Source organism: Nannocystis exedens, assembly GCF_002343915.1.
GTDB classification, from domain to species: domain Bacteria; phylum Myxococcota_A; class Polyangia; order Nannocystales; family Nannocystaceae; genus Nannocystis; species Nannocystis exedens.
The window spans coordinates 8,265,428-8,292,414 of record NZ_NETK01000001.1; the positions used below are offsets into that span (position 1 = coordinate 8,265,428).

Below are 26,987 nucleotides of genomic sequence, written 5' to 3' on the forward strand. Positions count from 1 at the left end.
TGAAATCTCCAGAAAGATGTCGAGTGGCGGCCCGGGCTCATTGCTCGAAGCAGTACAGGCGCTGGTAGGCCTGGCAGGTGGAGCCGAGGGCGAGCGAGCGCGCGGTCCAGTTGAAGTCGACGGCGTCGCTGCGGCCGTCGTAGCCCTTGTTCGTGGACAGCGAGCTGGTCCAGTTCACGCAGGTCTCGGGGAGGGCGCTGCCGTTCGCGGCGGTGCCTGTCCACACGCCGATGGGGATCACGGGCAGGCCGCCCTCGCTGATGTTGATCGGCGCGTCGAGGGTGCCGTCGGTCAGGTCCTCCCAGCTCTGGGCGATCTCGGGGCCGTCGATGCGGGCGTAGTGCGTCGTCGACTTGATGAAACGGGTCGCCGGGCTGCTGACGTTGGTGCTGATCCAGGCGTCCCAGGTGCCGGTCAGGCCGGCGTCGGCGGCCTCCGCCTGGCACTTGGCCTGGGCCCCGCTGAGCCCGCCCAGGTTGGCCGAGTACGAGGAGCCGGTGACGAACACGCGCTTGGGCCGGAAGCAGAAGGCGTTGCAGCCGTCGCCGCCGAGGGTGTTGCCGTCGTCGCAGGTCTCGACGCCGGTCCGCACCGCGCCGTCGCCACACACCGCGAGCTGACACGTGTTCAGACAAGCGTCGTTATTGTTGGCGTTGCCGTCGTCGCAGGCCTCGACCCCGGCCCGCACGAGGCCGTCGCCGCACTTGGCCACGGTGCAGGCGAGGGTGCATTCGCCGCTGTTGTCGTTGAGCGGCCCGAGGTCGCAGCCCTCGGCGCCCTGCTTGAGGCCGTCGCCGCAGGTCGGCAGCTTGCAGGTGTTGCTGCAGGTGTCGTCGTTGATCGCGTCGGCGTCGTCGCAGGCCTCGCCGGGGCCGACGTAGCCGTCGCCGCAGTAGCCCAGCGTGCAATCGAGCTTGCAGGCGTGGGTGTTGGCGTTGCCGGCCCCGTCGTCGCACTGCTCGACCGCGAGCTGGACCAGGCCGTCGCCGCAGGTCGCCAGCTTGCACTGGCTGGTGCAGTCGCTGCCGTCGCTGTTGCCGGCCCCCTCGTCGCACTGCTCGCCCTTGCTGGGCTGGACGAAGCCGTCGCCGCAGATCGGCAGCATGCACGCGTCGGTGCAGCCGTCGTCCGGGTCGCCGTCCTGGCCGTCGTCGCACTGCTCGCCGGCGTCGACGACCTCGTTGCCGCACGCTTCGTGGGTGCACAGCGGGCCGCAGCCGTCGCCGCCGGCGAGGTTGCCGTCGTCGCAGGCCTCGCCAGGGCCGAGGTCGCCGTCGCCGCAGACGTTAAGGGTGCAATCGGCGAGGCAGGCGTGGCCGGGGCCGTTGGCGAGGCCCTCGTCGCACTGCTCGTCGCCGCCGCCCTGATCGTGGACGTGGCCGTCGCCGCAAGTGGCGACGGTGCAGGCGAGGGTGCAGTCGCCACCGTCGCTGTTGTCCGGGCCGTCGTCGCAGGCCTCGCCGGCCTGGACGAAGCCGTCGCCGCAAGCGGCGAGGGTGCAGGCGTCGGTGCAGTCGTCGGTGTTGTCGGCGTCGCCGTCGTCGCAGGCCTCGCTGGCCTGGACGACGCCGTCGCCGCAGAGCGGGACGACGCACGCGTTGCTGCACGCGTCGAGGTCGACGGCGTTGCCGTCGTCGCAGCCCTCCATGGGGCCGAGGTGGCCGTCGCCGCACACGGCGAGCGTGCAGTCGAGCTTGCAGGCGGCGTTGTCGGCGTTGCTCGGGCCGTTGTCACAGGCCTCGCCGGGGCCGATGTCGCCGTCGCCGCAGATGTTGAGCATGCAATTGGCGCGACAGGCCGCGTTCGCGCCGTTGCCGGCCCCGTCGTCGCACTCCTCGCCAGCGGCGGGCTGCAGGTGATCGTCGCCGCAGCTGGCGGGGACACACAGGGCGGTGCATAGATCGGTGTCGTCGCTGTTGCCGTCGTCGCAGGCCTCGCCGATCTGGACGATGCCGTCGCCGCAGGCCGGGAGGCCGCAGGCGTTGCTGCACGCGTCGTCGTCGACGTCGTTGCCGTCGTCGCAGGCCTCGCCCGGATCGGCGACGCCGTCGCCGCAGATCGGACCCGGCGCGCAAGTATTGCTGCATTCGTCGTCGTCGACGTCGTTGCCGTCGTCGCAGGCCTCGCCGGGGCCGACGTGACCGTCGCCGCAGACGGCCAGGGTGCAGTCGAGCTTGCAAGCGGCGTCGTTGCCGTTTTCGGGCCCGTCGTCGCATTCCTCGCCGGGGTCGAGCTGACCGTCGCCGCAGGGGACGTCGGGCGCTGGATTGGTGATATGGATCGAGACTTCCACGCCACCGTCACAGCCGGTGGCCAAAACGTGCAGCGCCGTCGCCAGCGTACACGCATAGGCGCGGCGAACCTCGAGGTACTTCGTGTTCTCCATCTGTTTGCTACTCCGATCGGTTGGATGACGGACGACCCACGCCGTGGCCAGGCGCGGCGCGAGCGGGGGAGCCGGCACGATCGCTACGGCCGTGGACGTCAGGTCCCGACCGTAGCGATGCATTCGCAGGAGGATATTCGCCGAGGATCGACGCCGAGAGGCGAGCACCTGAACTTCGAGCCATGTGAGTTGGGGCCGCAGATCCTGGCGGCGGAGCGGTCGGAGTCGCGCGAATGTGCGCGGTCGAACGCGAATCGACGCTGCACCAGGACGACGCGGCGCAGACGGGCCAGCGAAGCAGGCTGCTCAATCATAAGGAATTGCGATCGATGCCGCGGGAGTCGTCACTTCTGCGTCGTACCCGTCGGGCCCTGTTATGGCCGAGGGGGGTCGACGCGGCGTCGGATCGACGTCGGACGAGATCGCCGGGTCGGGATCGTGGCCCGCCCCGGCGGGAGGATGCGGCCTTCGGGTGGCCGCCGCGCCGCCGTCGCGCCGGCCGGGCCGAACCCGGCGGTGCCTCGGGGTGAGCCTCGTCCTCGTCGGGCTTGCGGCGCGGGACGGTCGGTCGGCAATGATCCGCCGGACCCACACGTCGCGCCCGCCGGGATCGAGGGTCGCCACGCCGGCGAGGAGTACCGTTCACGGGCCGAGAAGTTTACAGGGGCGCTCGAAAATGCTCTTGTGCCTCTGTGACCGAGCTCGAGGCCAAGGACCGACGAATTGCCGAGCTGGAAGCCCGGGTGGCGGAGCTCGAGGCGCAACTGGCCGAGGTGGTGGAACTCGTGCGTGACCTGAAGGCCCGGCTCGGCCGGAACTCGATGAACTCGTCGCTGCCGCCGTCGCGTGACGGCGCGGATGCGCGAGCAAGTCGGACGCGCAAGCCGAAGAGCAAGCGGCGGCGCGGAGGGCAGAAGGGGCACCAGCGATCGATGAGGGAGCTCGCGCCGCCGGGGGAGGTCGACGAGATTTACCACATCCGACCGACAGTCTGCGAAGGATGCAAACAACCGCTCCGCGGCGATGATCCGGCGCCGAGTCGACGACAGGTGATTGAGCTGCCGGAAGTCGCGGGACCGTCACCGAGTATCGCGTCCACACGCTCGAGTGCCCGTGCGGCCACCACACGCGGGCCGAGGTGCCGGCAGAGGCGGCGGGGTGCTTCGGGCCGCGGCTGGCAGCGTTGGTCGCCCTGCTGACGGGTGGATATCGGGTCTCGAAGAGGAACGTCCGGGAGCTGTTGAGCGACGTGCTCGGCGTCGAGCTGGCGCTGGGCTCGGTGAGCAAGCTGGAGGCGCGTGCGAGCGAGGTCCTCGCAGAGCCCCATGCGGAGGTCCTGGCCCATATCCGCACCGCACCGCACGTCAACATGGACGAGACCTCGTGGACCGAGGATGCCTCGAAGGCGTGGCTCTGGGTCGCATCGACGCCGGAGGCGTCTACTACCGAATCGAGGCGGAGCGGAGCCGCGACGTCGTCACCGAGATCCTCGGCCCTGAGTTGGTCCTCGACCCCGAGCAACGGCAGGTCTGCTGGTTCCACCTCGGGCGGAACTTGCAGTCGAAGATCGAGCTGAGCGGGGATGCGGCCCGCTTCGGCGAAAGATGCGAGCCTTCGAGCGGCGGATGTGGCGGGCCCAGCACGGCTACACGTCCGAAGAGATCACGAAAGCATCCTATGTGCGCCGGATGAACATGCTCCGCGGTGAGGTCCGCCGGGCACTGGAGCAGTGGTCCGAGCACCTCGGCGACGGGATCGCAGGGAGGTGCAAGAACCTCCTGGCTCTCGAACCTGCCCTGTGGACATTCGTGACAAGCCGGACGGCGCGCCGACCAACAACCGCGCCGAGCGCGACATCCGACACCCGGTCGTCTGTCGTCGCTCGTCCTTCGGAACCGACAGCCCGAAGGGGGTCGATTCGTCGAGCGGATCCTGTCCGTCATGCAGACGTGCAAACGCCAGAGCCGTCGTGCCTTCGAATCCTTGACCGGTGCCCTGTCCGCAGCCCGAGACGGCCTCGCGATACCTCGTCTGCTCACAAACACGGCATGACTGGGGCGTGAACGGTTACGACGGATCTGGAAGCGGGCGTTGGAGCGAAGGAGCGAACGGACGCGCGCTCGGCGGATGGCTCGAGGACGCATTTTGGGCTCGCCAGCGAGGGGGCCAGCGCACTCGCTGGATTCCGACCTCGCCGGTGCCATATTCGACCGTCGGCGAAGGCCGCGTGAGGGCGCAAGTCGAGCGCGGTCGGCCTGCGCGAAGCCCATTGCGCGCCGGTCCTCTTCGGCGCCGTCGTCCCTGGCCGCGACACCGCGCTCGGGGTCCACGGCTCGAACGGACCCTCGCGCCGGGCGGGGCGGGTCAGAGGTCGCGGGCCGAGGCGCACTCGCCGTAGCTGCGCAGGCCGAGGACTCGCGCCTGCTCGCGCAGGAAGTCGTAGGCGGTGGCGATCGTGCCCGAGGCGCCGGACAGGTCGTAGCCGCGGCGGCGGGTCAGCAGGGTGCTCGCGTCGATCTGCTGCAGCTCGGCGAGGGTGGTCTCGCCGTCGCGGTCGAGGTCGGCGTCGGCGATCCACTGCGCGCGCAGGGTCGGGCTGTCGGCGCCGATGGCGGTCTGCAGCCAGCCGACGGCGGGGAACGTCAGCGTGACCTTCTCGTTGGCGACCGTCGGGTCGGCCCACTCGCAGTCGCCGTAGGCCACCCCGTGCGGCAGGCCCCAGCGGAACCGGACCAGCGGGGCCGGCACGCAGTCCGCCGGAGCCTCGGGCTTGCACGACATGCCGCCGGCCTTCTCGATCGTGCCTTCGACGTAGATCGCGTAGCCGCCGTCGACCATCAGCTTCGCGTCCTGCTCGACCGTGTAGGGCGACAACGGCCGGCTCTTGCCCGCGCTCGCCCGCGGCAGCGTGAAGGCGATCGTGCTCGCGCGCTCGCGGATGTCGGCGCGCTCGAGGAGGCTGCCGCCGACCGGCAGGCTCTGCAAATCGATGATGAAGTCGGCGACGACCTCGACGTCGCCCTCGGCGGCGGTGGTGAGGGTGACGGTGCCGAGCGAGACGAGGATCTTCTGGTACTCGACGGTCCAGCCGTCGCGGATCTGGCCGACCCCGCTGCCGCTCTCCACGCCGAACACGCCGTCGCCGGGCGCGGCGATGACGTCGCCCACCGGGCTGAGGCCGTCGCTGACGCTGCCGTGGGTGGTGTACATCATCTGCCCGCCGGTGGTCGCGCCGCCGTCGTCACCGCAGCCGATCAGCAGCGCCCCGCCGCAAAGCCCCGACAACAAGGACGTCCCGCGCATCGCTCGTGCGAGCACAGCACGCGCGTGCTGCTCCGTCAACTGTGACACCCGTGTCGCGCGCCTGCGGGAGGACGCGGCAAAAAGCCCGCGGCGTACGGCATCACGGCCCCGCGCGGCGACGGCATCGGACGGCATCGCGGCGACGGCGACGAGGCCCCTTCTGGCTCGCGGATCACGGCGCCCTGACCAGCGCGAGATCGAGGACGAGTTGGCTGGCCAGCGCGCGGCCCGAGGCGTCGGCCGGCGCGACCGCGAGCCCGGCCTCGAAGGCCCGGCGCGCCCGCAACGATTCGCCGATCTGCGCCAGCGCCCGGCCGTGCGCGCGGTGCAGCTCGGCGCACGCGCCGGCGCCGGCGCAGCGCTCGTCGAGACCGCCGAGCTCGGCGAGCAGCCGACGCACGATCGCGGGCGAGAGGCGCGGCGCCTCCAGCTCGTGGCTCCAAGCGCGCGCGAACAGCTGGAGGTAGCGCGCCTCGCCGAGAGCGTGCCGCAGCGCGGGGCCGAGGCCGTCGGGGTCGCTCCGCAGCCATCGCTGCAGCTCGAGCTCGAGGGCCGGTTCGTCGGCGAGGGCGCGCTCCAGCGGCGCCGCGACGTCGCGCCAGCGATGGAGCCGGCTCGCCGCGAGCGCCTGCCACAGGCGGGCGCGCGGAGAGGCGACGGCGGCGAGCTGCTCGATCGCCGCCCGCGGATCGCCGTCGACCAGCAGCGCCGCGGCTCGCAGGAACGGGGAGCGCGGCCCGGCGGCGCCGGGCGAGGCGCCGAGCAGCTCGATGCCGCGGAGGTGCACCCGCATGGGGGTGACTCGCTGCGCCGCGGAGCCCCGCAGCTCGAGCGCGACCGAGCCCACGGGCCAGGCTCCCGGGAGAGCCACGACGTCGCGGGCTCGCGTGATCCGCTCCGCGTCACGGACGCGACAGGTGGCGGTGCCGCGGGCGACGTCGAGGTCGAGCTGCAGCGTCAGCGGGACGAAGGCATGGTCGGCGCGCACCGGGGCGAGCGGCGTGGCGACGCGTACCGGCGCACCCGCGACGGCGCCCGGCGGAGGAGCGCCGTCGCCGGTGGGAGAGGCCGCGCTCGCCTGGAGTGGAGCGGTGGCGCCGGAGGGAGACGCAGCGCTGCGGTGGAGAGGAGCGGCGTCGGAGGGAGAAGCGGCGCTGCGGTGGAGAGGAGCGGCGTCGGAGGGAGCTGCGGCGCTGCGGTGGAGAGGAGCGCCGGCGTCGGAGGGCAAAGCGTCGGCGGGAGCCGTAGCGTTGCGGTGGAGAGGAGCGCTGGCGCCCGGGGGCGAAGCGCGGTCGGGAGCTGCGGCGCTGCCGCGGAGCGGATCGCTCGCCTCGGGCTGGTCTTCGGGGCTCGCGTCCGCGTGCGGGGCTCGGGGCGCGGCCTCGCAGGCCAGCGCGAGCACGGGTTCGTCGCCCTCGCCGATCGTGACGCGCAGGCCCACCTGGGCCGAGGCGTCCGCGCTGGTGACCGCGACCGCGAAGGCGGCGTCGGCAGGCCGCGAGGACGCCGTGAGCTGCACTTCCACGAGCAGGCGATCGGCGCGGAGCTCGAGCGGCCAGGCCGCGAGCAGGCCCGTGTCGCTGTCGACGACCAGCGCGGGCTCGACGGGGTCGCCGCGCAGCGCCGCGGGCTCGACGGCGAGCCACGCGTCCGCCTCGCCGAAGCGCAGCGGCAGGCGCGAGCGGGCGGCCAGCATCGCCGCGAGGCGGTCGCGCAGCGCCTCGGCCTCGCGCCGCGCCGCGTCGTCCAGGGTCGCCTCGGCCAGCCGGGCCGCGAGGACCTCCGCGGCGGTTTCGATCTGCCCGTCGCGCGAGAGCAGCGCGACCTGCTCGCCCAGCGCGGCCGCGCGGGCCGTCGGCTCCTGCGCCGCCGCGGTCGCCAACGCCAGGGCCCGCGGCCCGTCGCCGGCCGCCGCGACGACCGTCGCCGCCGCGAGGCGCCAGCGCGCCCGCGTCGGCGCCTCTGCCCGGCCCGCGAGGGTCAGCAGGGTCGCCGCCGCCAGGTCGAGCAGCCCGGCCCGCGCCAGCGCGCGGACCTCGTGCGGCGCCGCGGCGTCGACGAGCCGCTGCCCCAGCCCCTCCTGGTCGGGCCCGGGCGGCGCCCCGAAGGCCCCCGCGGCCCGCGTCGCGGCGTGCAGCGGCGCCAGCTCGGGGGCGGACAGCAGCTCGGGCGCCTCGGCGGTGATCAGCGCGAGCACCCCGGCCGCGTCGGCACGCGCGCCGGACCGCGGCTCGGTCGGCTCGGCGGCGCCGAAGGGCGCGAAAGCGCCCGTCGGCGCTGGCGCGGCAGCGCCGGGGAGGGCGGCGGGCGCCGACGTGGCAGCGCCGGGAGGGGCGAAGTCGCGCGTCGGCGTCGGGGCGGTGACGCCGGGGAGGGGGCGGGCGTCGGGGTGGCAGCGCCGGGAAGGGCGAAGTCGCGCGTCGGCGTCGGGGCGGTGACGCCGGGGAGGGGGGCGGGCGTCGGGGTGTCAGCGCCGGGAAGGGCGAAGTCGCGCGTCGGCGTCGGGGCGGTGACGCCGGGAAGAGGGGCGGGCGTCGGGGTAGCAGCGCCGGGAAGGGCGAAGTCGCGCGTCGGCGTCGGGGCGGTGACGCCGGGGAGGGCGGGCGCCGACGTGGAAGCGCCGGGAAGGGCGAAATCGCGCGTCGGCGTCGGGATGACGGCGCCGGAAAGCGCGTCGGCGCGGGTCGCCGCGGGCGAAGCGTCGCCCGGAAGCGCGCCCGCGCGCGTCGGCACCGGCCCGGACGCGCGCGAGCGCGCCTCCTCTCGCGTCGCCACCGCGGCGCGGGCCAGCCCGAGCAGCGCCTCGCGGCGCGCTTGCGCGTCCGCGCCCGCGAACACGTACGCGTGGGCCCACGCCGCGCGCGCCGAGCGGCCGGGAGCCTGCTCGAGCAGCAGGGCCCAGCTCGTCCAGGCCCGGCCGGCCTGCGCGTCGCTCACGTCCGCCAGGACGTGACCGGCGGCCTCGACCTCGCCGGCCGCCAGCAGTCGGGCCAGCCGCTGCTCCAGCGCGACCGCCTGCCGTTCGCTCGCCTGCGCCTCGCGGCGGGCCGACCAGGCCCGGCCCCCGAGCACTGCGGCCACCGCCAGCGCCACCGCCCCGGCCCCGAGCAGCCAGCGACGGCGCCGCGGCCTCGCCGTCGCCCGGCTGTCCGCCGCCGCCAGCGCGGCCAGCAGCGCGTCCATCGTCGGCCAGCGCTCGGTCGGGTCGGTCCGCAGCCCGCGGAGCAGCGCCTCGCGCAGCGGGGCCGGCACCGCGGTCCCCGGCGGGGGCGGCCGCACGCGGCCGGCGGACACCGCCGCCAGGTCCTCGAACGGGCGCTCGCCGTGCAGCGCCTCGTAGGCCATCACGCAGAAGCTGAACTGGTCGGCGCGGGCGTCGGCGCGGCCCGGGTCGCGCAGCTGCTCGGGGGCCATGAACGCCGGCGTCCCGAGCACCGTGCCCGACTTCGTCAGCGGCGCGTCGAGGCCGCCCGTCGACGTCTCGGCCGGCGCCCCCGGGTTCGCGCGCGCCAGCCCGAAGTCGACCACGCGGGCGCGCCCGTCCTCGCCGACCAGCACGTTCTCGGGCTTGAAGTCGCGGTGGATGATCCCCGCCGCGTGCGCGGCCGCCAGCCCGCGGCCCGCCTGCGACACCATCTCCACCACCTCGCCGAGCGCCCGCGGGCGCTCGTGCAGCCACTCGCGCAGCGTCGTGCCGCGCACGAACTCCATCACCACGAACGACTGCCCGTCGGCCTCGCCGATCTCGAACACCTGGACCACGTTGGGGTGCGACAGGCGACCGAGCGCCTGGGCCTCGCGGCGCAGGCGGGCCAGCTGCTCGGGGTCGGGCTGGCCGCGCGGCGAGTGCAGCAGCTTGACCGCGACCTCGCGCCGCAGCTGCGGGTCCTGGGCGCGGAACACCACGCTCATGCCGCCCTGGCCGAGCCGCCCGAGCAGGCGGTAGCGGCCGAGCTGCACCGGCTCGGCTGGCCTTTGGAACAGGCGCCCGCCGACCTTCGCCGCCAGCAGCTTCGCCTCGAGGTCCGACAGCGCGCCGGGGCGCGGGCCTGGGCGCTCCGGGTCCATGGCGCCTTACTGCTGCGCCCGCAGGTTGCGGGCCCACGTCTCGAAGCCGAACGGGATCCGCTCGCGCACCGCCTGCGAGCTGGTCAGCATCGCCATCTGCTCCTCGAGCAGCTGCCGGGCGCGCCGCAGCCGGGTCGCCGCGGTGCCGACCGGCACCCCGAGCGCCTCGGCGATCTCGGCCACGCTGAGCTCCTCCCAATAAAACAGCTCGATCACCAGCTGGTGGGCCAGCGGCAGGCGGAACAGCGCGTCGAGCAGCAGCTGCTCCTCCTGCTCCTTGGCCACCACGGCGCTGGCCGTCGGGCCCAGCTCGCACAGCGACACCTCGTCGAGGTCGAGCGGCTGGCCGTGGCGGTGGTTCGTCCGCAGTTGGTTGTAGAGGACGTTGCGCGCGATCCCGAACAAAAACCCGCGGAAGCTGCCCTCGCCGCTGAACCGCTGCTGTCCTTCGAGACAGCCGAGGAAGGTCCGCTGGATCAGCTCCTCGATGTCGCCGTGGATCTTGTTGCGGAAGAAGCGGGCGATCGACGCGAAGTGGCGGGCGAACAGGGCCTCGCCGGCCGCCTGATCGCCGCCGCGCCAGGCCGTGAGCAGCTGCGAATCGCTGGCGTCCGCCACGGGCGCCCACGGTAGCAGAGCCGCGCGTCGGCTCGCAAGAAGCGCCCCGGAGCGTCCTTTGCGCCCGCCGGCCGGGACATCCAAGGCGCCCCGAACTCGCCGACCGTGAGCCGTCGGGTCTGCGCGAGGAGAGCGACAGCGAGCCCCCGCGCGGTCCTTCGGCCAGCCCTCACCAGGGCGTCGCCGGCCTCGGCCGAGCGCGCGGGCGCCTGGCCGCGGCCGCGACGACCCAGGTCCCGTCGAGGCCGCCGCCAGGGTCGCTCGCGCCGCGGCGTTGTTCTCGCGCCCGCAATTCGCACGGCCCCCGCCGGGGTCGCTCGCGCCGCGGCGGTTTTTTCTCGCGCCCGCAATTCGGGCGGCCGCCGCGGTTACTCCGCCGTGGAGGGACGAACATGCTTGGCTTACACCTTCCTTGCACTCCACGCGCGCGCGCCGGTCGGCGGGGCGCGCTGATCCTCCCGCTGCTGGCCGCGCTCACGGGCGCCTGCGGCGACGACGCTGCCGGCGGCGCCTACGACAGCTGGGGCGAGCCGCCCGAGGAGGACCCGGTGCCGAAGCAGATGCCGGACGACGCCCAGGCGGGCGAGGGTCCGGCGTGCGACACCGAGACGCCGATGACGCTCTTCCTGTCGCCCGACGACTCGAACTCGACGTCGTCGCCGGTGCAGGCGCGCGAGGCGATCCTGAGCCGCGGCAGCCTCGACGGCGTGCCGCTGCGGACGTGGGAGTTCCTCAACTACTACTCGTTCGCGTACCCGAAGGCCGAGCCGGGCCAGATCACGGTGACGCCCGAGCTGACGCGCGTCGACGGCATGCCGGAGGGCCAGTACCTCATGCAGATCGGCGTCGCCGGCGAGGCGATCGGCAACGCCGACCGGCGGCTGATGAGCGTCACCCTCGTGCTCGACGAGTCGGGCTCGATGGACGGCGTGCCGATGCAGCTCCAGCAGGAGGTGTGTCGCCAGATCGCCGGCAGCCTGCGCGCCGGCGACGTCGTGTCGGTGGTCGGCTGGGACACCGAGAACGCGGTCAAGCTCGCGGGCCACCCCGTCACCGGCGCCGACGACCCGGCGCTCGTCGCCGTGTGCAACGCCCTCGCCGCGGGCGGCGGCACCGACCTCCACGGCGGGCTGTCGGCCGGCTACGAGCTGGCGCGCAAGCACTTCGACGCGGGCAAGCTCAACCGCGTGGTCCTGGTCAGCGACGGCGGCGCCAACGCGGGCGTCACCGACGCGGAGATCATCGCCGAGGGCGCCGGCGCCGAGGACCAGGAGGGCATCTACCTCGTCGGCGTCGGCGTCGGCGACCCCGACAGCTACAACGACGCGCTGATGGACACCGTCACCGACGTCGGCCGCGGCGCCTCGCTGTTCATCCCCTCGGCCGACGAGGCGCGGCGGATGTTCCGCGAGCGGTTCGTGCAGACCATGTCGGTCGCCGCCCGCGACGTGCGCGTACGCCTCGAGATGCCGCCCGGCTTCTCGATCGTCAAGTTCAGCGGCGAGGAGTACTCCGCCGACCCGGCCGACGTCGAGCCGCAGCACCTCGCGCCGGACGACGCCATGGTGTTCCACCAGACCATCGAGACCTGCGCCCCGGCCGAGTTCGACCCCAACGCCGAGTTCACCGTCGTCGCCCAGTGGAAGGACGCCGTGACCTTCGCCGAGCGCGAGGTCGAGGTCTCGCTGCAGCTCGGCGAGGTGCTGGCCGCCGAGTCGGCCCTGCTCAAGAAGGGCGCGGCGGTGTTCGAGTACGCCGAGGCGCTCAAGGCCCTGCGGGCGGACGTCACCACCGCCGGCGTGCTCGACCCGGCCTTCGCCGCCCTGGCGCGCGCCGAGGCGGCGCTGCCCGGCGACGCCGACCTGGCGGAGATCCGCCGGATCCTCGAGGCGCTCTGACGCGCGGTCCCGTCATTGCCGCTGCTATGAACAGTGTCCGCCGCCGCGCCGATCGTGTACGTATCGCCGGGCGCCGCGGCGCCGCGGCCCTACACCGACCCGCAACGACATACGCATCCTCGCCCGATTTTGCCCGGGCTCGGTGATCGCCGCCACGGCGGCCCGAGCGCGGCTCGCGGGCCGGCCGCCGGGTGTGCCTACTATGTTATGGCGATGCCTCTATTCAGCTCGCCCCACCCGCGCGTCCGGCCCGCTTTTTTTATCTGCGCTCTCGGACATGTCCCATGGGTCCTGTCAGCGATGCTCGCCGCCGGCTGCGTCGACCTGACCCAGTTCGACACCGACGCGAGCACCGGCGCGGCGACGACGACGACGACGACGACCGGCGAGCCGCCGGGGACGACGCTGGCGCCGACGACCACCGGCACGACGACCACCGGCACCACGAGCAGCGACACCGGCGAGCCGCTCCCGACCACCGGCACCCCCCCGGGCCCGGCGCCGATCCAGCGCTGTCAGTTGGTCCCGGCGCTGGAGCTGCACGAGGCCGCCTGCGCCGGCGCCGACGATTGCAAGATCCGCGGGGTCATGCGCCTGCAGTGCGACGGCGCCGATTTCTATCACCACCTCGCCGCCGCCCCGCTCGGCAAGGCCGCGCTGTACGTGGAGACGCAGGCGGTCCCGACCTTCGGCATCCAGCACGAGGCGTTCCTGCTGACCGACGAGGGCAGCGCCTTCGCGGACATGTGGGTCACGGAGAACACGTTCGGCGGGCGCTCGGGCGCGCTGATGCCGCGGCTCGACGGGCAGATCGAGCTGTGGTTCCAGGACGGGCAAAACCCGCCGACGATCCACTACCCGCCGCAGGCGGAGATCGATCCGGAGGGCTACTCGATCCCGGCGGCGGTGCGCGACGACGTCGAGTGGTTCCTCGGCACCCGCACGCGCCCCGACGACGTGCCGATGGCGTACTTCACCGTCGCCGACCAGGACATCCGCGCGCTGTACGACCTCCCCGACGGGCGCGTCGAGCAGCCGCTGATCGCCGGCGCCCCGGCGTGGTCGATCTGGCTGCACGACGTCGCCGGGACGCTCAAGATGAGCTGGTCGCAATTCGCCGACGACCTCGACGGTACGTACCTGTTCGTCCGCGACCTCGACGCCCCTGCCGACCAGCCCGGCACCCCGCTGGTGCGGATCGGCGACTTCTCGGCGGGACGGCCGCTGACGGCGGTCCTGTCGTCCTTCGGCGACGGCGCGCACGGCGTGGTGATGACCGAGCGCGATCTCGGCGAACCGACGCGCCTGATCGCCAATGAGCCGTGGACGTATGAGGAGATCCTCGGCGGCGTGACGGTCGAGTGCCCGACGCCGACCTGCGCCGGCGGCTGCGAGGCGGCGCCGCCGTGCGTCGAGTCGCGCGCCGAGGCGTGGGGCGTCGCGCTGCAGAACGGCCCCGACGTGGTCCGCGCGTGGCACCTCGAGTGCCCCCACGACGTGAGCCTCACCTGGCAGGAGGACCACTACTTCGACATCCTGTGCCTGTGCGACAAGTGCCGCTGCGAGGCCGTGGCCGGCGAGACGGTCGAGAAGCCGTGCGAGCTGGTCGCCAGCACGCTCGCGCCCGATCCCGACATGGCCGGTACGTTGCTGCGGACCGAGCAGTGGCGCCGACCGCTCGGCTTCGAGCGCAGCGAGCTGGTGGTCGACGCGGTGGTCGCCGAGGACACGCTGTGGCTGCTGACGGGCTCGACGCTGCCCGAGCCGCAGATTGCGATCTGGGCCGTCGACACCGAGTGATCGGCGCGAACCTTCGCGCGGATCGGCGTCGCGCTCCCAGGGCCCCCTGGCGTATCCTCGCGCGGCCCTCGGCGCGCGCTCGGAGAGGCTTCGTCGAGGGTCGTCAGGCACGAGAGAAACAACCTGACCGATCGGACATACAGGGTCGGCGACGTGGTCGCCTGGCGGAGGTGCCGGACGGGGCGCTGGTGTTCGACCCGGACGACGAGCACTGGCCCGAGCCGGCGCGCGCGCTGCCCGAGGACGGGGACGGGCAATTCATCCGCGAAGGGGGTGGGCCGGCTCGTGGGGCGTCTCGAAGCGAAGAGTGATGGGAGCGCGGAGAGGATCGTGTGCGCCCATGGCTCGGGCGAGGGGTCATGCCGTCTTCCTCTGTTCAACGAAGAACGGGACGAACAGCGATCATGCTGCGGAGCCTCGAGTGACGATTCACCGTAGTCCTGAAGGCCGCGCCCCGAGCGATGGCGTGCGGCGCGACGAGTCTGCGCTCAATACATGTACACCGAGCCGACCTGTTCCCCCGCTGCGTCGCGCTGATTCCCGCCGACGCCCTTGGCGGTGCTCGTTTCCAGGGGGGCAGCGACCACCAGCGTGCCGCCGTCGGCCGTGAGCCCGACCACCGAGCCGAACTCGTGGCCGCTGCGGGAGTTCGGCGCCTTGAGGTAGCTCCGGTGGGTCCAGTGCCCGGCCACGCGCGTGAACACGTGGGCGGCGCCGGAATTCGGCCCGGTATCGTCGGATGGGTCGGCGAAGCTGCCGGCCTCGCCGCTGTCGTCACCCGGGGCACCCGCGGCGAGGACGCCTCCGTCTCCGGACAGCGCGACGCTGATCCCGAAGTGATCGTCTTCCTCCGCGTTCGGGGCCTTGATGTAGGCTTCCTGCTGCCAGGCCTGGCCCTGCCGCGAAAACACGTAGACGGCCCCGGCGGCGTACGCCTCGTCGCTCCACTGGTCCCCGTCGACCCCGGCGGCGGCGGAGGCCTCCGCGGGCGCCCCGACGACCAGCGTGTCCCCGTCGTGCGCCAGGGCGACGCTGAAACCGAAGAGGTCGGGACCGTTCGGATTCGAGGCCTTGATGTACGCTTGCTGCGACCAGGCGCCGCCCTCCAGGGCGAACATGTAGACCGCGCCCGAGTCCAGCGAGTCGTCGAATTGCTCGCCATTGATCCCCGGAGACCCGCTGTCCTCGTGAGTCGCGCCCACGGCGAGGGTGGTGCCGTCGGCGGAGAGCGCGAGGGCGCTGCCGAAACTGTCCCCCTTGCCCGTGTTCGACGCCTTGAGGTACGCGCGTTGCTTCCAGGCGTCGCCCTCTCGGGAATAGACATAGGCGGCGCCGGAGTCCTCCACGACGCCTTTCCACGGGTTGCTGTCGACGCCGGTTGCGGCGCTGCTCTCGTAGGGGGCGCCGACCGCGAGGGTATGTCCGTCGGCGGACAGCGACACCCTCCCGCCGAAATTGGCGTACGATTCGGTGTTGCTCGCCTTGATGTACGCCGTCTGCGACCAGGCGCCGCCCTTGCGCTCGAACACGTAGACCGCGCCCGAATTTTGCCCGCTGTTGTCGCTCGGATCGCCATCGATGCCCGTCACCGCGCTGTCCTCGGTTGGCGCGCCGACCGCGATGGTGTCGCCGTCGGCGGAGATGGCGACCTGGGCGAACCGATCTTGCGTGTCCGCGTTGAAGGGCTTGAGATAGGCCTGCTGCTTCCACGTGTCGCCCTCGCGCACGAACACGTAGGCCGCTCCGCTATCGACGCTCGATTCGTCGAGTTGCTCGGCGTCGATGCCGGAAGCGCCGCTGTCCTCGAGCGGAGCTCCTACGACCATGGTGCTCCCGTCGGCCGAGATGGCGATACCGTAGCCGAAGTAATCGCCGCTCCCGGCGTTGGAGGCCTTGAAGTAGCCGATCGTTTCGTCGACCCCTGGATCGACCTCGACGGGCGCCGAATCGCTGCAGCCGGCCTGGTTGCAGGCGCGGAGCCGGTAGGCCGCGCCGACGCGCAGGTGGATCGGCATCGACGTGGTGATCGAGGTTCCGAGCAGGTCGTCTCCCAGCTGCGACCAGCCGGGGATCTCGGGGTAGGGGCGCTCGAGCAGTTGATAATACTCGGCGCCGGCGACAGGCTCCCACGAGAAGTGGAACTGCTTGATCGGCGCATAGTCGAGGACGAGGCTCGGCGCGGCGGGAGGAGCCTCGTCCTCGGTGCCGGTGCTGTCGCTGGTGCTGCCAGTCGTGATAATGTCTTCCGCGAACGTCGTCGAGAGGATCGCCTCGCTGGTCGATAATTCTTCGGCGAAGGTGCTCGAGCTCGCGTCGCTGGTTGCGTCGTCCGTCGTGGCGGTCGCGTCGGCCGGTTCGGCGGGCATCGGGCAACCCAGGGTGCAGAGCGTGAGGAGCGGATAGAGACGGGCGCGGTTCGACATGGTGAGCGAGGCCAAGGCAAGCGCCGTGCCAGGCCTGCCGGGGCGCGATTCCTGGGCTTGTGCTGCCTCGCCGGGCAGGCCGGGTTGGCGGCCCCAACCAAGGTTGGGTACCGGACTTGGGGGGCGAGCTGACAGCAGGTTTCATGCGACGCGACCGGACGATGGCCAGCATCGGCATGGGCTTGTGGCTGCGGACCGGGGCCGCGGCGGAGCGAGGAGCGGGCGCGCTGCCGCCCGGGCTGCGTGGCGTCGCCTCGCCTGCGCTGCTAACCTGACCGTGCGTTCATGGACTCGCTGCAAAGGTCCCTCGCGCGCCTCACCAGACGCCCGTACCGCGCCGTCGCCGACGAGACCCCCCTCGAGGTGTTGGTGCGTCAAGGCCCGTTGCCGCCGGTCGGGCGTCCGAACGCCCCCCTCATCGCCAGCGTGGCCATCGGCTCGATGCTCTTGCTCGCGCCGCTGATCTTGCTCTCGCTGGCGTTCGGTAAGCCGCCATGGGGCGCGTTGATGCTGTTCGGTGTCTGCGGCGTGACGGGGATGTGGTTCCGCGATGGGGGGTACGGGGGCGGCCTCGAGTCGCTGCGCGCCCGACAGGCTCACTATCCGCTGCCGCTCACCGGCCACGTCGCCCACTGGCTCGCCGGCGGCGAGCTGCGCTTCGGCGGGCTCGACCTCGTGTTCCGCCAGCAGCACCCGCTCGCCGAGGCCACGGTCCGACTGACCGAGCCCGACGCCGGCATGCAGTGGTCGTCTGCGACCACGCTGCGTGTCCGGCCGCGCTGGGGCGGCGGACGACTCGACTTCCAGCGGCTCGACCGGCTCGTGCTGCTCCTGAACATCCACCGCGACGAGCTCGGCCTCGAGCGGATCGAGCTCGTCTCGGCGTGAACCGCGGGCTCGCGCATGAACGGCCGCGCCCGACAGTGGATGTCGGGCGCGGCCGCGGCTGGTTGCGAGGTGGTAGCGAGAGCCGGTCAATACATGTACACCGCGCCGACCCCCGAGCCTGTCATGTCGTGCTGCGAGGCATCTGCCGCGACCCAGATCGACGGTGCCCCGTGGAACGACCTGGCGAACGACGCGGGGGCGGTCTACGTCTTCTCGCGGCAGGGGCAGGCCTGGATGGCATAACCGAAGGTATCGAACTGTTCGGTATTCGACGCCTTGATGTACGCTTGCTGCGCCCAGGCGCCGTCCTGCTGGGTGAAGACGTAGACCGCGCCGGAGTACGCTGCGCCGTCGGACCGATCGCCGTTGATGCCCGCGGATTTGCTGCTCTCCCACGGCGCACTCACGGCGAGCGTGGTGCCGTCGGTGGACAGCGCGAGAGCGAAGCCGAACTCGTCCCCGTCCCCCGTGTTCGACGCCTTGGGCGAGGTGTCGGAGGGGCACGCGCTGTGCCTTGCCAACCGCCGCAACCTCGCGGAACGACGCGTGCACTGCGATGTGCCCGCGCACAAGGAGTTGATTCGGAAGGATGGCCTCTTGACATCCTGAGTCCCAACCGCTGTGCTGTCGGCGTGGCGACGGCGACGTACCGGCTCGAGCGCAAGGACAAGCACGAGGCCGTGTTCGCCGAGGTGACGGTCGGGTACGGGCCCGGGGCCTCGCCGGCGGTCGCCAGGCTGCCCGAGCGGATCGCCGGGCCGGCGCAGGAGGGCCTCGCGGAGGCGGCGGTGATGCTGGGCCTCGATCCCGCCGCGCTGGCGATTCACGGCGTACGCCACCGCTATGAGGAGTCGACGCCGGGCGTGGTCCAGTCGGCCGCGTTCATGGCGGTCGCCGAGCTGGCCGGCCGCGCCGAGCACTTCAAGCCGGAGCCGTCGATCCCGGACTGGCACGTGATCGATCGCCGCCCGTGGCCCGGCCCGGACGCGCCGGGGATCTGGGTCCGTCGACCGCGGCGCTTGGGGCAGCCTGGGCCGCCCTGGTGCGCGATGCTGTACTTGCACGGCTTCCATGATGAGCGCGGCCGCAGCTTCCGGAGCCCCTCCGGCGCACTGTGGCACGTCACCGGCTGGATCCGCGCCAGCGGGGCATTGTGGAGGCATCGCTTTCCCGGCTCCTTGTTGGGCAGCCTGGCTTGTGATGATCCGGATGCCGTGCTGGCCGAGAATGACATCTTGCTGCTGGTAGATCCTCAGCCATGATGAGAGTATCGAACGCAGCCGTATTCGGATGCGAAACGAGGCCTATTCCCGTCAATAGATGTACACCGCGCCGATGCCGGTCCCTGCCATGTCGTGCGGATTTCCGCCGATGCCGGTTGCGGTGCTTGTCTCGTGAGGCGCCGCAATCACCAGCGTGCTGCCGTCCGCGGTGAGGCCGAGGGCCGCTCCGAACTGGCAGTCGGTGTGGGAGTTCGGCGCCTTGAGGTAGTGCCGGTGCATCCAGGCGCCATTCACGTGAGTGAATACGTAGGCTGCGCCGGAATTCGGCGCGGTATTGTCGGATGGGTCGGCAAAGCTGCCCACACCCCCGCCTTCCTCATTCTGGGCGCCGACGACGAGGACTCCACCGTTTCCGGACAGCGCGAGGGCTCGTCCGAAGACATCCACTTCCTCCGCATTCGGGGCCTTGATGTAGGCATCCTGCTGCCAAGTCTGATCCAGGCGCGAGAACATGTAGATGTCAGCGACGATCTCGATCTGCGTAAATCCAGCGGCGAGGCGACGAAATGGTTTTGGTAGAAACTCGACGGGCCGCAGGCTTGTAGGCCAGATCACAAGAATTTCTGGTCGAGCGTAGCCGGGCCGGAGGCGTGTCCGGAGATTGGCGCCGCGTGGCGAGGCCGGGTAGCGGGGAGGCGCCGGAAAAAAAAACGGGGACGCCGGGATCAAGAGTTGGCGCTCTCCGGCGTCCCCCAACAACCTCCCCCAGCGACATTGTCGAAGAGACAGGTCGCGTGAAGGCTGCCACAGGACGGTGGGATCCGCAACGGGGACCGGCACGGAGGTGTCGTCGATCGAGAGCCGAACGAGCCGCGGGAGCCGAGGGGGATCCCGCTGCGCTGTGGAGCGTGCGGGAGCGCGACGTGGGTGTGCGACGCGTGCTGGTGCGGGCGGCGCTACTGCGGGCCGGGCTGCGCCAGGCAGGGGCGGCTGCGGAGGCAACGGGCGTCGAATCGACGGTATCAGCAGTCGAGGAAGGGTCGGCGCAAGCACGCTCAGCGACAGGCGAAGTATCGAACGGCGCAGCGGGCGAAGAAAGTGACGGAGCAGTGTCTCCCGCAGGACGGCGGAGACGGCGATGACTACCGGGACGCGGGATCGATCAGCGTGGAGCTGGTGACCGCGTCAGAAGGAGATTCATCGCATGAACATCGGGACATGGTCGATGAGGCTGAGGCCGCGACCGACGACGATCGAGCTGAGGCTGCAAGCGCGGGGGCAGGAGCTGCTGCGGGCGATCCTGCCGCGGCCCTCCCATCCGCGGGCGCTGGTGGCGCTGCTCGAGGGCCTCGCGCTGTGGCAGGGGGATGCGCTGCGCGTTGCTGTGTGTGTGGACGGCAGCTGCGATTCGTCTGGGCTCACGGGTCTGGGACTCTTCGGCGCGACTCTGGATGATCCCGGGAGCCCGCTGGTGCACGCTTACGAGCTCGCTCCCTTGCGTCTTGTCCTCCGTCTCCGACGACCACGGCCGCCGTCGACCGTGCAGTGGGATCTCGATCTGACCGGAGGTGAGAAGTGACGACGTCGGCCTTGACTCGGGCGAATGTCCTGCGGCTGTTTCACGCCGAGGGCTGGCGGATCGGCACGATCGCCGCGCAGCTCGGCCTGCACCACGGCACGGTGCGCAGGATCCTCCAGCACAACGGCGTGAAGCTGCCGGCGCCGAAGCGGCGGACGAAGGTGGATCCGTACCGCGCCTTCATCCGCGAGACGCTCGAGAAGTACCCGAAGCTGCGCGCGACGCGGATCCTGCAGATGGTCCGCACGCGCGGCTACACCGGCCAGATCTCGCGGCTGCGCGAGGTGGTCCGCGAGCTGCGACCCCGCCGGGCCGAGGCGTACCTGCGCCTTGCGACCTTGCCCGGAGAACAGGCCCAAGTGGACTGGGCCGACTTCGGCAAGGTCCAGGTCGGCCGGGCGACGCGCAAGCTGATGGCCTTCGTCATGGTGCTGAGCTGGTCGCGCGCGCTGTTCGTGCGCTTCTTCTACGACGCGCGGATGCCGAGCTTCCTCGCTGGCCATGTGCATGCATTCGCGTACTTCGGCGGCGCCGCGCGGGTCGTGCTCTACGACAACCTGAAGAGCGCGGTGCTCGAGCGACAGGGCGACGCGATCCGCCTCCACCCGACGCTCGTCGAGTTCGCGGGGCACTACCGCTATGAACCCAGGCCGGTCGCGCCGAGGAGGGGAAACGAGAAGGGTCGTGTCGAACGCGCGATTCGCTACCTGCGCGACGCATTCTTCGCCGGCCGCACTTTCGTCGGCCTCGACGACCTCAACGCGCAGGTGCTCGCATTCTGCCAGACCCTCGCCATGCAAAGACTGTGGCCCGACGACCGCGCCCGCACGGTCGAAAGCGCCTTCGCCGAGGAGCGCCCCTTGCTGCTGGTGGCGTCCGGCGAGCCGTTTCCGTGCGCCGAGCAGCAGCCCGTGCGCGCCGGCAAGACCCCGTACGTGCGCTTCGATCGCAACGACTACTCGATCCCGCACACCCACGTCTGCAAGGAGCTCGTCGTCGTCGCCGACGCCGAGCGCGTGCGCGTCGTCGACGGGACGCACGTGATCGCCGAGCACGCCCGCTGCTACGGCGCCGGCGAGGTCCTCGAGGACAGGTCGCACATCGACGCGCTGTGGTCCGAAAAGACCGGCGCCCGGACACATCGGGAGCTCGATCGCCTGCGGCGCGCGGTCCCGCGGAGCCAGGACTTCCTGCGCGCCCTCGCCGAGCGCGGCGAGCCGCTCGCCCGCGCCACCCGTCAGCTCGAGGAGCTCCTCGACGCCCACGGCGCCTGTCTCTTGGAGCAGGCCATCGACGACGCGCTCGCACGCGAGTTGCTATACATCCCGGCGCTGCGCAAGGCGATTGAGCAGCTCGCCCCGCCAGGACACCGGGAGGCGCCGGAGCTCCCGACGCGCCTGCGCGCGATCGTCGTGCGCCCGCACGACCTCCGCACCTACGACGCGCTCACCGCCGAGGAGAACGACGATGGCGACGAAGACACCTGACGCGACGCTGCGCGAGCGCGCCGCCGCGCTCGGGCTCTACGGCCTGCTCGCCCGCTGGCACGCCATCGAGGCCGAGCCGTGGCTGCGCCCGCTCATCGAGGCCGAAGAGGACGAACGCTGTCGACGCAGCCTCGCGCGTCGCCTCGAGGGCGCCAAGATCGGCGCCTTTAAGCCGATCGCCGACTTCGATTGGACGCACCCGCGGAAGATCGACCGCGAGGCGATCGAGGCTCTCTTCGAGCTCGACTTCCTCCGCGAGCACACCAACGTCGTCCTGATCGGCTCGGGCGGCGTCGGTAAGACGATGATCGCCCGCAACCTCGCCCACCGCGCGATCCGGGCCGGCCACACCGTCCGCGTCGTCGAGGCCGCCCAGATGCTCGGCGATCTCGCGGCCCAGCCCGACACCACGCGCCTGCGGAAGCGCCTCCGCCGCTACACCTCTCCCGCGCTCCTCGTCGTGGACGAGGTCGGCTACATGTCCTATGGGCAAGGCTACGCCGATCTGCTCTTCCAGGTGGTCAGCCAGCGATACCAACGACTCTCGACAATCGTAACCACCAACCGGATCTTCAGCGAGTGGCAGGAGGTGTTTCCGAGCGCGACCAGCATCGTCGCCGTCATCGACCGCCTGTGCCACAACGCCGAGGTCCTCACCATCGACGCCGAATCCTACCGGAACAAGGAGACCGTCGAACGCAACACGACCCGCAGAGCCGCCAGGCGCTCTCGTCGCAAATCCTGAGCCGCCACGGTCACCCTCGCTCGACGCCGGCCTCGCCGGCGTTTTCTGCCGCCGATTTTCGCCGCTGATTTCTGCCGCTGGATTTACGCGGATCTACGCCGTCGTCAACAGTAGACGGCCCCCGCGGCGAACGCCTCGTCGTTCCACTGGTTACCGTCGATTTCAGTGGAGGAGGAAGACTCGAGGGACGCGCCGACGGCCAGTGTATCGCCGTCGGACGCGAGCGCGATGGATTCGCCGAAGCTCCGGGACAAGGGCGAGTTAGACGCCTTGATGTATGCCTGCTGTGACCAGACGCCCCGTTCCAAAGTGAACACGTAAACCGCGCCGGACGGCAGGTCGTCGTCGACCTGATTCCCGTTGATCCCCGCGGACTTGCTGCGCTCGGAAGGCGCGCCCACTGCCAGCGTGGTGCCATCGCCGGAGAGGGCGAGGGAGGCGCCGAAGTGATCTCCTTCGCCCGTGTTGGACGCCTTGAGGTACGCACGGTGCGCCCATCCTTCTCCATTGCGGGAATAGACATAAGCTGCGCCGGAATTTTGGGCGAGGCCCAGCCAGGGAGCGCCGTCGACGCCAGTGGCGGCGTTATCTTCGTAGCGGGCGCCGACCGCGATGGTATTGCCGTCGGCCGATAGCGCCATCGCCCGGCCGAACTGCGCCGAGGGGTGGATGTTGTTCGCCTTGATGTAGGCCGTCTGCGACCACGCCGAGCCCTTGCGCTCGAACACGTAGACGGCGCCCGAGTCCTCCGCGCTGTCGTCGTGGCGATCGCCGTCGATGCCCGTCGCCGCGCTGTCCTCCTGAGGCGCGCCGACCGCGATGGTATCGCCGTTCCCAGAGATTGCGACCTCGCCGAACCAGTCCTCGGGGTCGACGTTGAAGGACTTGAGGTAGGCCTGTTGCTTCCACGTGTCGCCCTCGCGCACGAACACGTAGGCTGCGCCGCTGTTCTTGGCGTAGTTGTGGAGCTCGTCGCCGTTGATGCCGTGCGCGCCGCTGTCCTCGAAGGGAGCTCCCACGACCATCGTGGAACCGTCGGCGGAGATGGCGACGCTAGAGCCGAAGTAGTCGTCGCTCTCGGCGTTGGAGGCCTTGAAGTAGCCGATCGCGCCGTCGACGCCCGGGTCGACCTCGACGGGCTCTGACTCCTTGCAGCCGGTCTTGTCGCAGGCGCGGAGCTTGTAGGCCGCCGAGAGACGCAGGTGGATCGGCATCGACCAGGTGATCGAGGTCCCGACCAGGTCGTCTCCGAGCTGCGACCAGCCGGCGACTTCGGGATAGGGCCGCTCGAGCAATTGATAGTACTCGGCGCCGGCGACCGGCTTCCAGGAGAACTCGTAGCGCTTGATCGGCGCGTAGTCGACGTAGAGGTACGGCGTGGCGAGCGGGATCTCCGCCTCGTCCCCGGTGCTGTCGCCGGTGGTGCCGGTGGTGGGGTCTTCCGCGATCGTCGTCGTGAGGATCGACTCGGTGATCGACGATGCGTCGGTGAAGGTGCCCGAGCTCGCCTCGCTCGTCGCGTCGTCCGTCGTGGAGGTCGCGTCGCCCGGTTCGGCGGGCAGGGCGCAACCCAGGGTGCAGAGCGTGAGGAGGGGATAGAGACGGGCGCGGCTCGACATGGTGAGCCGGGCCAAGGCAAGCGCCGTGCCAGGCCCTCCGGGCCGCGTTCCCGGGGGCTTGTGCTGCTTCGTGGGGCAGGCCGGGTTGGGTGTCCCAAGCGGGGTTGGGTACCGGGCTTGGGGGGCGAGCGGCCGGCGTCAGGAGGCGAATTTCGCAGGCCTCACGCATCGGCGCCGGCTCGACGACCGGGAGCCCTGTCGCACGGTCGCTCGCCCCGTCTCAGGACGTGCTGCAGAATTTTTCCCGACGAACCGACGGCGATGGCAAATCGACGAGGCGGACGAGGGCCGAGACGCGGGCGACCCGCGGCGCAGCGGCTGCGGTGAGCGGCGCGACGCGCCCGAGGCCGAGCCCGCGTCGCTGGAGCCGTCGCCGCCGCGGCTCGTCGAGGGTCCGGCGAATGTCTTTTTACACATGCTCGATCAGACATGTATGAGGAGTCATCATGCGAACGCCGCCTGCGCGAACGCTCGCAGCGAGCGCGGCGGGCGGCCGGTGCGGCGCAGGACCTCGTCGGTCACGCGGTCCTCGGCCCCGCTGGCGATCGCCTGCTCGAGCGCGCCGAGAATCGCGGCGTACTCGGCCGGCATGCCGGCGGCGGTGAGGCGGGCGCACCACTCGTCGACCGTGATCGCGCGGTGGACCACCGGCTCGCCGAGCACCTCCGAGAGGATCGCCGCCGCCTCGTCGTACGACAGCGCCTGCGGGCCGGTGAGGATGAGATCGGCGTTGGCCGGCGCGAGCAGCGTGGCCACCGCGACGGCGGCGATGTCCTCCGCGTCGATGAAGCCGATCCGGCCCTGACCGCTGGCGCTGACGAACGCGCGCTCGCTGCGGATGCCGCGGCCGATCGCGTGCTGCGGGTCGGCGAAGTTCTGCATGAACCACGACGGCCGCAGCACGGTCCACTCCGGCGCGCGCGCCTGCAGGGCGGCATGCACCGCGCCGAAGCCGGGCGCGCTCGCTTCGATGGCCGACGAGCTGAGCTGCACGAAGCGCCGCACGCCGCGGGCGATCGCGCGGTCGATGAACGGCACCATGAGCCGCTCGGGGTCGGGGACCAGCGCCGGCGCGACCAGGTAGACGGCGTCGACGCCGTCCAGCGCGACATCATGGGTGGACGGATCGGCCCAGTCGAAGCGGACCTGATCGGCACCGCGTGGATGACGGCTGCCGATCGCGACGGTGACGTCGCGGGCCCGCAGCCCGCGAGCGACCGCGCTGCCGGTCTTGCCGGTGCCGCCGGTGACGAGCGCGCGCATCACTCACCTCCCAGCGCGTCGCGGACGCTGCCCTCGCGGAAGCTGCTCGTGGCCGTCGGGTCCCAGTACTCGCGGTAGCGGACGATCCGCCCGTCCTTGCACTGCAGCACCATCACGTAGTCCTGCTCGTAGGCCTCGCCCGTGGGGGCCAGCGTCGCCGAGCCGTGGACCTCGGCGACGAGGACGTCGGGGTCGGTGGTGGGGTAGACTCGCAGGTCGGAGAACCGCAGGTCGCGGAACACCCCCGGGGTGCGCCGGAAGTAGGCCGCGATCGCCGGCTTGCCGACGAGCCGCGGCGGCAGCCCGAGGCGAAGGGCGTAAGGGAACTCGACGACCGCGTCGTCGGCGAACAACTGCAGCCAGCGCTCGATGTCGCGGGCGATCCGCTCGAGGTGCGCCGCGAGCGCTGCGGCCGCGCGCATGGGTTCGGTTGCGTGGTCTTGCATGGCGTCTCCTGTGCCGGCCAAGCTAGTTCGGCCGCCTGCACCGCGCGTCCGGATCGCCGATCCGCGCGTCCGAACCGGCAGAGGCAGGCGGGCCGGCCGTGTTCGCCACGAGTCGATGTCTCCGGGCTCGCGTGCGCGCGCGGCAGCAGCCTGCGAGCCGGGCCGCGTCGGCGCGAGGGGGTCGCCGCGGGGCCCGAGGGGGTCGGCTCGCGCGAGGGAGGCGACCTCGTTCTGCGCCGCGGACGGCGCGACCGGGACGGCGCCCTTCGGGGTCGTCGGCGCGTGTCTCGGCGGGTCGGCGGTGCGCTATGCTCCGCGGCGATGACCGAGCTCGACGCGCTGGCGCGCTCCCTCGTCGTCCTCGGCAGCGAGGTCACCAGCCTCGAGCTCGGCGGGCGGTGGGGCAAGCACCGCCGGGCCGGCCGCGGCAGCGCCAAGCTGTACGCGGCGCTGTACGGCGGCGGGGTGCTGGAGGTCGCCGGTGCGCGCATGTCTCTCGGGCCAGGTGAGCTCGCCTTCCTGCCGCGGGCCGACGAGCACGTGATCCGCGACAGCGCCGCGACGCCGGTGCCGCGCGACGGCAGCGCCTGCGTGGGGATGCAGCAGACGGCGGCCGACGTGTGGGTCAGCGAGGCGGCGCCGGTCACGAGCCTGGTGACGGTCGACCTGCAGATCGATCACGCCGACGCGCCGTGGCTGTCGCTGCTGCCGGCGGTCGTCCACATCACCCGCGAGGACCGCGAGCTCGGCCGCTGGCTGGCCGACACGCTGGCGCTGCTCGGCCGGGCCCGCGCGCTGTCGCCGGCGCTGCGCGAGACGATCACCACCTCGTGGGCGCAGGCGCTGTTCGCCCAGGCGCTGCGAGCCGAGGGCGCGTCGCTGCCGGGCGCCGAGGCGCTGCGCGACGAGCGGATCGTCGCCGCCCTGCTGCGCCTGCGCGCCGAGCCCGAGAAGCCGTGGGAGCTCGGCGAGCTGGCGGCCGAGGTCGGGATGTCGCGCTCGGTGCTGGCCGCCCGCACCACCGCGCTGCTCGGCGAGCCGGTCGGCAGCTACCTCCGCCGCCTGCGCCTCGACCGCGCCGCCAGCCTGCTCGCGACCACCGACGCGCCGATCAAGGCGATCGCCGCCCGCGTCGGCTACGCCAGCGAGCCCGCGTTCACCCGCGCGTTCGTCCGCGCCCGCGGCACCGCGCCGCAGGCGTACCGCCGGGCGATGCGGGGCGCGTGATCGATCGAGCATGT

The 26,987-nt window shown here is 72.0% G+C and carries 21 protein-coding genes; 10 read left to right on the forward strand and 11 right to left on the reverse strand.

Features of this window, described 5'->3' with window-relative positions; all coding sequences use genetic code 11:
* Nucleotides 1–37 precede the first annotated feature (37 nt).
* Nucleotides 38–2,386, reverse strand: a complete 2,349-nt coding sequence (locus NAEX_RS32560; protein WP_170136177.1) for a DUF4215 domain-containing protein — start codon at nt 2,384–2,386, stop codon at nt 38–40.
* Between the two features lie 692 nt (nt 2,387–3,078).
* Between NAEX_RS32560 and NAEX_RS51070 the strand changes: the two genes are divergently transcribed.
* Nucleotides 3,079–3,585: a DUF6444 domain-containing protein gene (locus tag NAEX_RS51070; protein ID WP_170136178.1), complete on the forward strand. Its 507-nt coding sequence runs from the start codon at nt 3,079–3,081 to the stop codon at nt 3,583–3,585.
* Nucleotides 3,525–3,962, forward strand: coding sequence for an IS66 family transposase (locus NAEX_RS54740; RefSeq protein ID WP_096331377.1), 438 nt, complete (start codon nt 3,525–3,527; stop codon nt 3,960–3,962). Before NAEX_RS51070 ends, NAEX_RS54740 begins: the two co-directional genes overlap by 61 nt.
* Nucleotides 3,963–4,750: 788 nt before the next feature.
* Here the strand turns inward: NAEX_RS54740 and NAEX_RS32570 are convergent.
* From NAEX_RS32570 to NAEX_RS32585, 4 genes are all read right to left on the reverse strand, one after another.
* Nucleotides 4,751–5,689: a hypothetical protein gene (locus NAEX_RS32570; RefSeq protein ID WP_100793508.1), complete on the reverse strand. Its 939-nt coding sequence runs from the start codon at nt 5,687–5,689 to the stop codon at nt 4,751–4,753.
* A gap of 172 nt (nt 5,690–5,861) precedes the next feature.
* Nucleotides 5,862–7,886 carry a hypothetical protein gene (locus tag NAEX_RS32575; protein WP_096331379.1) on the reverse strand — a complete coding sequence of 675 codons (2,025 nt, stop codon included), beginning with the start codon at nt 7,884–7,886 and terminating at the stop codon, nt 5,862–5,864.
* On the reverse strand, nt 7,874–9,757 hold the full coding sequence (locus tag NAEX_RS54010) for a serine/threonine-protein kinase (RefSeq protein ID WP_096331380.1): 1,884 nt from the start codon (nt 9,755–9,757) through the stop codon (nt 7,874–7,876). The genes NAEX_RS32575 and NAEX_RS54010 overlap by 13 nt, the downstream gene beginning before the upstream one ends.
* A 6-nt stretch (nt 9,758–9,763) precedes the next feature.
* Nucleotides 9,764–10,375, reverse strand: a complete 612-nt coding sequence (locus NAEX_RS32585; protein ID WP_096331381.1) for an RNA polymerase sigma factor — start codon at nt 10,373–10,375, stop codon at nt 9,764–9,766.
* Nucleotides 10,376–10,767: 392 nt separating this feature from the next.
* On the opposite strand from NAEX_RS32585, the gene NAEX_RS32590 reads away from it, so the two are divergent.
* Both NAEX_RS32590 and NAEX_RS32595 read left to right on the forward strand, forming a co-directional pair.
* Nucleotides 10,768–12,273, forward strand: coding sequence for a vWA domain-containing protein (locus NAEX_RS32590; protein WP_096331382.1), 1,506 nt, complete (start codon nt 10,768–10,770; stop codon nt 12,271–12,273).
* 300 nt (nt 12,274–12,573) lie between these two features.
* Entirely contained in the window at nt 12,574–14,073 is a 1,500-nt protein-coding gene (locus tag NAEX_RS32595; RefSeq protein WP_096331383.1) for a hypothetical protein, read from the forward strand.
* A 488-nt stretch (nt 14,074–14,561) separates the two neighbouring features.
* Here NAEX_RS32595 and NAEX_RS32600 read toward each other — a convergent pair whose 3' ends face one another.
* On the reverse strand, nt 14,562–16,439 hold the full coding sequence (locus NAEX_RS32600) for an FG-GAP repeat protein (protein ID WP_170136181.1): 1,878 nt from the start codon (nt 16,437–16,439) through the stop codon (nt 14,562–14,564).
* 342 nt (nt 16,440–16,781) lie between these two features.
* On the opposite strand from NAEX_RS32600, the gene NAEX_RS32605 reads away from it, so the two are divergent.
* Nucleotides 16,782–17,384: a hypothetical protein gene (locus NAEX_RS32605; protein ID WP_096331385.1), complete on the forward strand. Its 603-nt coding sequence runs from the start codon at nt 16,782–16,784 to the stop codon at nt 17,382–17,384.
* 203 nt (nt 17,385–17,587) lie between these two features.
* On the opposite strand, the gene NAEX_RS32610 is transcribed toward NAEX_RS32605, so the two are convergent.
* Nucleotides 17,588–17,905, reverse strand: coding sequence for a hypothetical protein (locus tag NAEX_RS32610; protein ID WP_096331386.1), 318 nt, complete (start codon nt 17,903–17,905; stop codon nt 17,588–17,590).
* 111 nt (nt 17,906–18,016) lie between these two features.
* On the opposite strand from NAEX_RS32610, the gene NAEX_RS32615 reads away from it, so the two are divergent.
* Nucleotides 18,017–18,646, forward strand: coding sequence for a hypothetical protein (locus NAEX_RS32615; protein ID WP_096331387.1), 630 nt, complete (start codon nt 18,017–18,019; stop codon nt 18,644–18,646).
* Nucleotides 18,647–18,697: 51 nt separating this feature from the next.
* Here the strand turns inward: NAEX_RS32615 and NAEX_RS32620 are convergent, their stop codons facing one another.
* Nucleotides 18,698–19,222: an FG-GAP repeat protein gene (locus tag NAEX_RS32620; protein WP_100793507.1), complete on the reverse strand. Its 525-nt coding sequence runs from the start codon at nt 19,220–19,222 to the stop codon at nt 18,698–18,700.
* A 589-nt stretch (nt 19,223–19,811) separates the two neighbouring features.
* Between NAEX_RS32620 and NAEX_RS32625 the strand changes: the two genes are divergently transcribed.
* From NAEX_RS32625 to istB, 3 genes are read left to right on the forward strand one after another with little or no spacing between them, the layout of a single operon-like run.
* On the forward strand, nt 19,812–20,186 hold the full coding sequence (locus tag NAEX_RS32625; protein WP_096327535.1) for a hypothetical protein: 375 nt from the start codon (nt 19,812–19,814) through the stop codon (nt 20,184–20,186).
* Nucleotides 20,183–21,673 (forward strand): IS21 family transposase, encoded by a 1,491-nt coding sequence (gene istA / locus NAEX_RS32630; RefSeq protein WP_096325671.1) that lies wholly within the window; start codon nt 20,183–20,185, stop codon nt 21,671–21,673. The genes NAEX_RS32625 and istA overlap by 4 nt, the downstream gene beginning before the upstream one ends.
* Nucleotides 21,654–22,418, forward strand: coding sequence for an IS21-like element helper ATPase IstB (gene istB, locus NAEX_RS32635; protein ID WP_096325670.1), 765 nt, complete (start codon nt 21,654–21,656; stop codon nt 22,416–22,418). The genes istA and istB overlap by 20 nt, the downstream gene beginning before the upstream one ends.
* 104 nt (nt 22,419–22,522) lie before the next feature.
* Here the strand turns inward: istB and NAEX_RS32640 are convergent, their stop codons facing one another.
* The 3 genes from NAEX_RS32640 to NAEX_RS32650 all read right to left on the reverse strand — a co-directional run bounded on the left by NAEX_RS32640 (nt 22,523) and on the right by NAEX_RS32650 (nt 25,746).
* On the reverse strand, nt 22,523–24,052 hold the full coding sequence (locus NAEX_RS32640; protein WP_100793526.1) for a hypothetical protein: 1,530 nt from the start codon (nt 24,050–24,052) through the stop codon (nt 22,523–22,525).
* Nucleotides 24,053–24,481: 429 nt separating this feature from the next.
* A complete protein-coding gene (locus NAEX_RS32645) occupies nt 24,482–25,300 on the reverse strand; it encodes an NAD(P)H-binding protein (RefSeq protein ID WP_096331390.1) in 819 nt (272 codons plus the stop codon).
* A complete protein-coding gene (locus tag NAEX_RS32650) occupies nt 25,300–25,746 on the reverse strand; it encodes a nuclear transport factor 2 family protein (RefSeq protein WP_096331391.1) in 447 nt (148 codons plus the stop codon). The genes NAEX_RS32645 and NAEX_RS32650 overlap by 1 nt, the downstream gene beginning before the upstream one ends.
* A 321-nt stretch (nt 25,747–26,067) precedes the next feature.
* On the opposite strand from NAEX_RS32650, the gene NAEX_RS32655 reads away from it, so the two are divergent.
* Nucleotides 26,068–26,973 (forward strand): helix-turn-helix domain-containing protein, encoded by a 906-nt coding sequence (locus tag NAEX_RS32655; protein WP_245913845.1) that lies wholly within the window; start codon nt 26,068–26,070, stop codon nt 26,971–26,973.
* Nucleotides 26,974–26,987 lie beyond the last annotated feature (14 nt).

Coding starts and splice junctions, on each gene's coding strand:
- NAEX_RS32560 (WP_170136177.1), bottom strand. CDS start 2,386: ATGGAGAACACGAAGTACCTCGAGGTTCGCCGCGCCTATGCGTGTACG.
- NAEX_RS32570 (WP_100793508.1), bottom strand. CDS start 5,689: ATGCGCGGGACGTCCTTGTTGTCGGGGCTTTGCGGCGGGGCGCTGCTG.
- NAEX_RS54010 (WP_096331380.1), bottom strand. CDS start 9,757: ATGGACCCGGAGCGCCCAGGCCCGCGCCCCGGCGCGCTGTCGGACCTC.
- NAEX_RS32590 (WP_096331382.1), top strand. CDS start 10,768: ATGCTTGGCTTACACCTTCCTTGCACTCCACGCGCGCGCGCCGGTCGG.
- NAEX_RS32595 (WP_096331383.1), top strand. CDS start 12,574: ATGCTCGCCGCCGGCTGCGTCGACCTGACCCAGTTCGACACCGACGCG.
- NAEX_RS32600 (WP_170136181.1), bottom strand. CDS start 16,439: ATGCCCGCCGAACCGGCCGACGCGACCGCCACGACGGACGACGCAACC.
- NAEX_RS32605 (WP_096331385.1), top strand. CDS start 16,782: ATGGACTCGCTGCAAAGGTCCCTCGCGCGCCTCACCAGACGCCCGTAC.
- NAEX_RS32625 (WP_096327535.1), top strand. CDS start 19,812: ATGAACATCGGGACATGGTCGATGAGGCTGAGGCCGCGACCGACGACG.
- istB (WP_096325670.1), top strand. CDS start 21,654: ATGGCGACGAAGACACCTGACGCGACGCTGCGCGAGCGCGCCGCCGCG.
- NAEX_RS32645 (WP_096331390.1), bottom strand. CDS start 25,300: ATGCGCGCGCTCGTCACCGGCGGCACCGGCAAGACCGGCAGCGCGGTC.
- NAEX_RS32650 (WP_096331391.1), bottom strand. CDS start 25,746: ATGCAAGACCACGCAACCGAACCCATGCGCGCGGCCGCAGCGCTCGCG.
- NAEX_RS32655 (WP_245913845.1), top strand. CDS start 26,068: ATGACCGAGCTCGACGCGCTGGCGCGCTCCCTCGTCGTCCTCGGCAGC.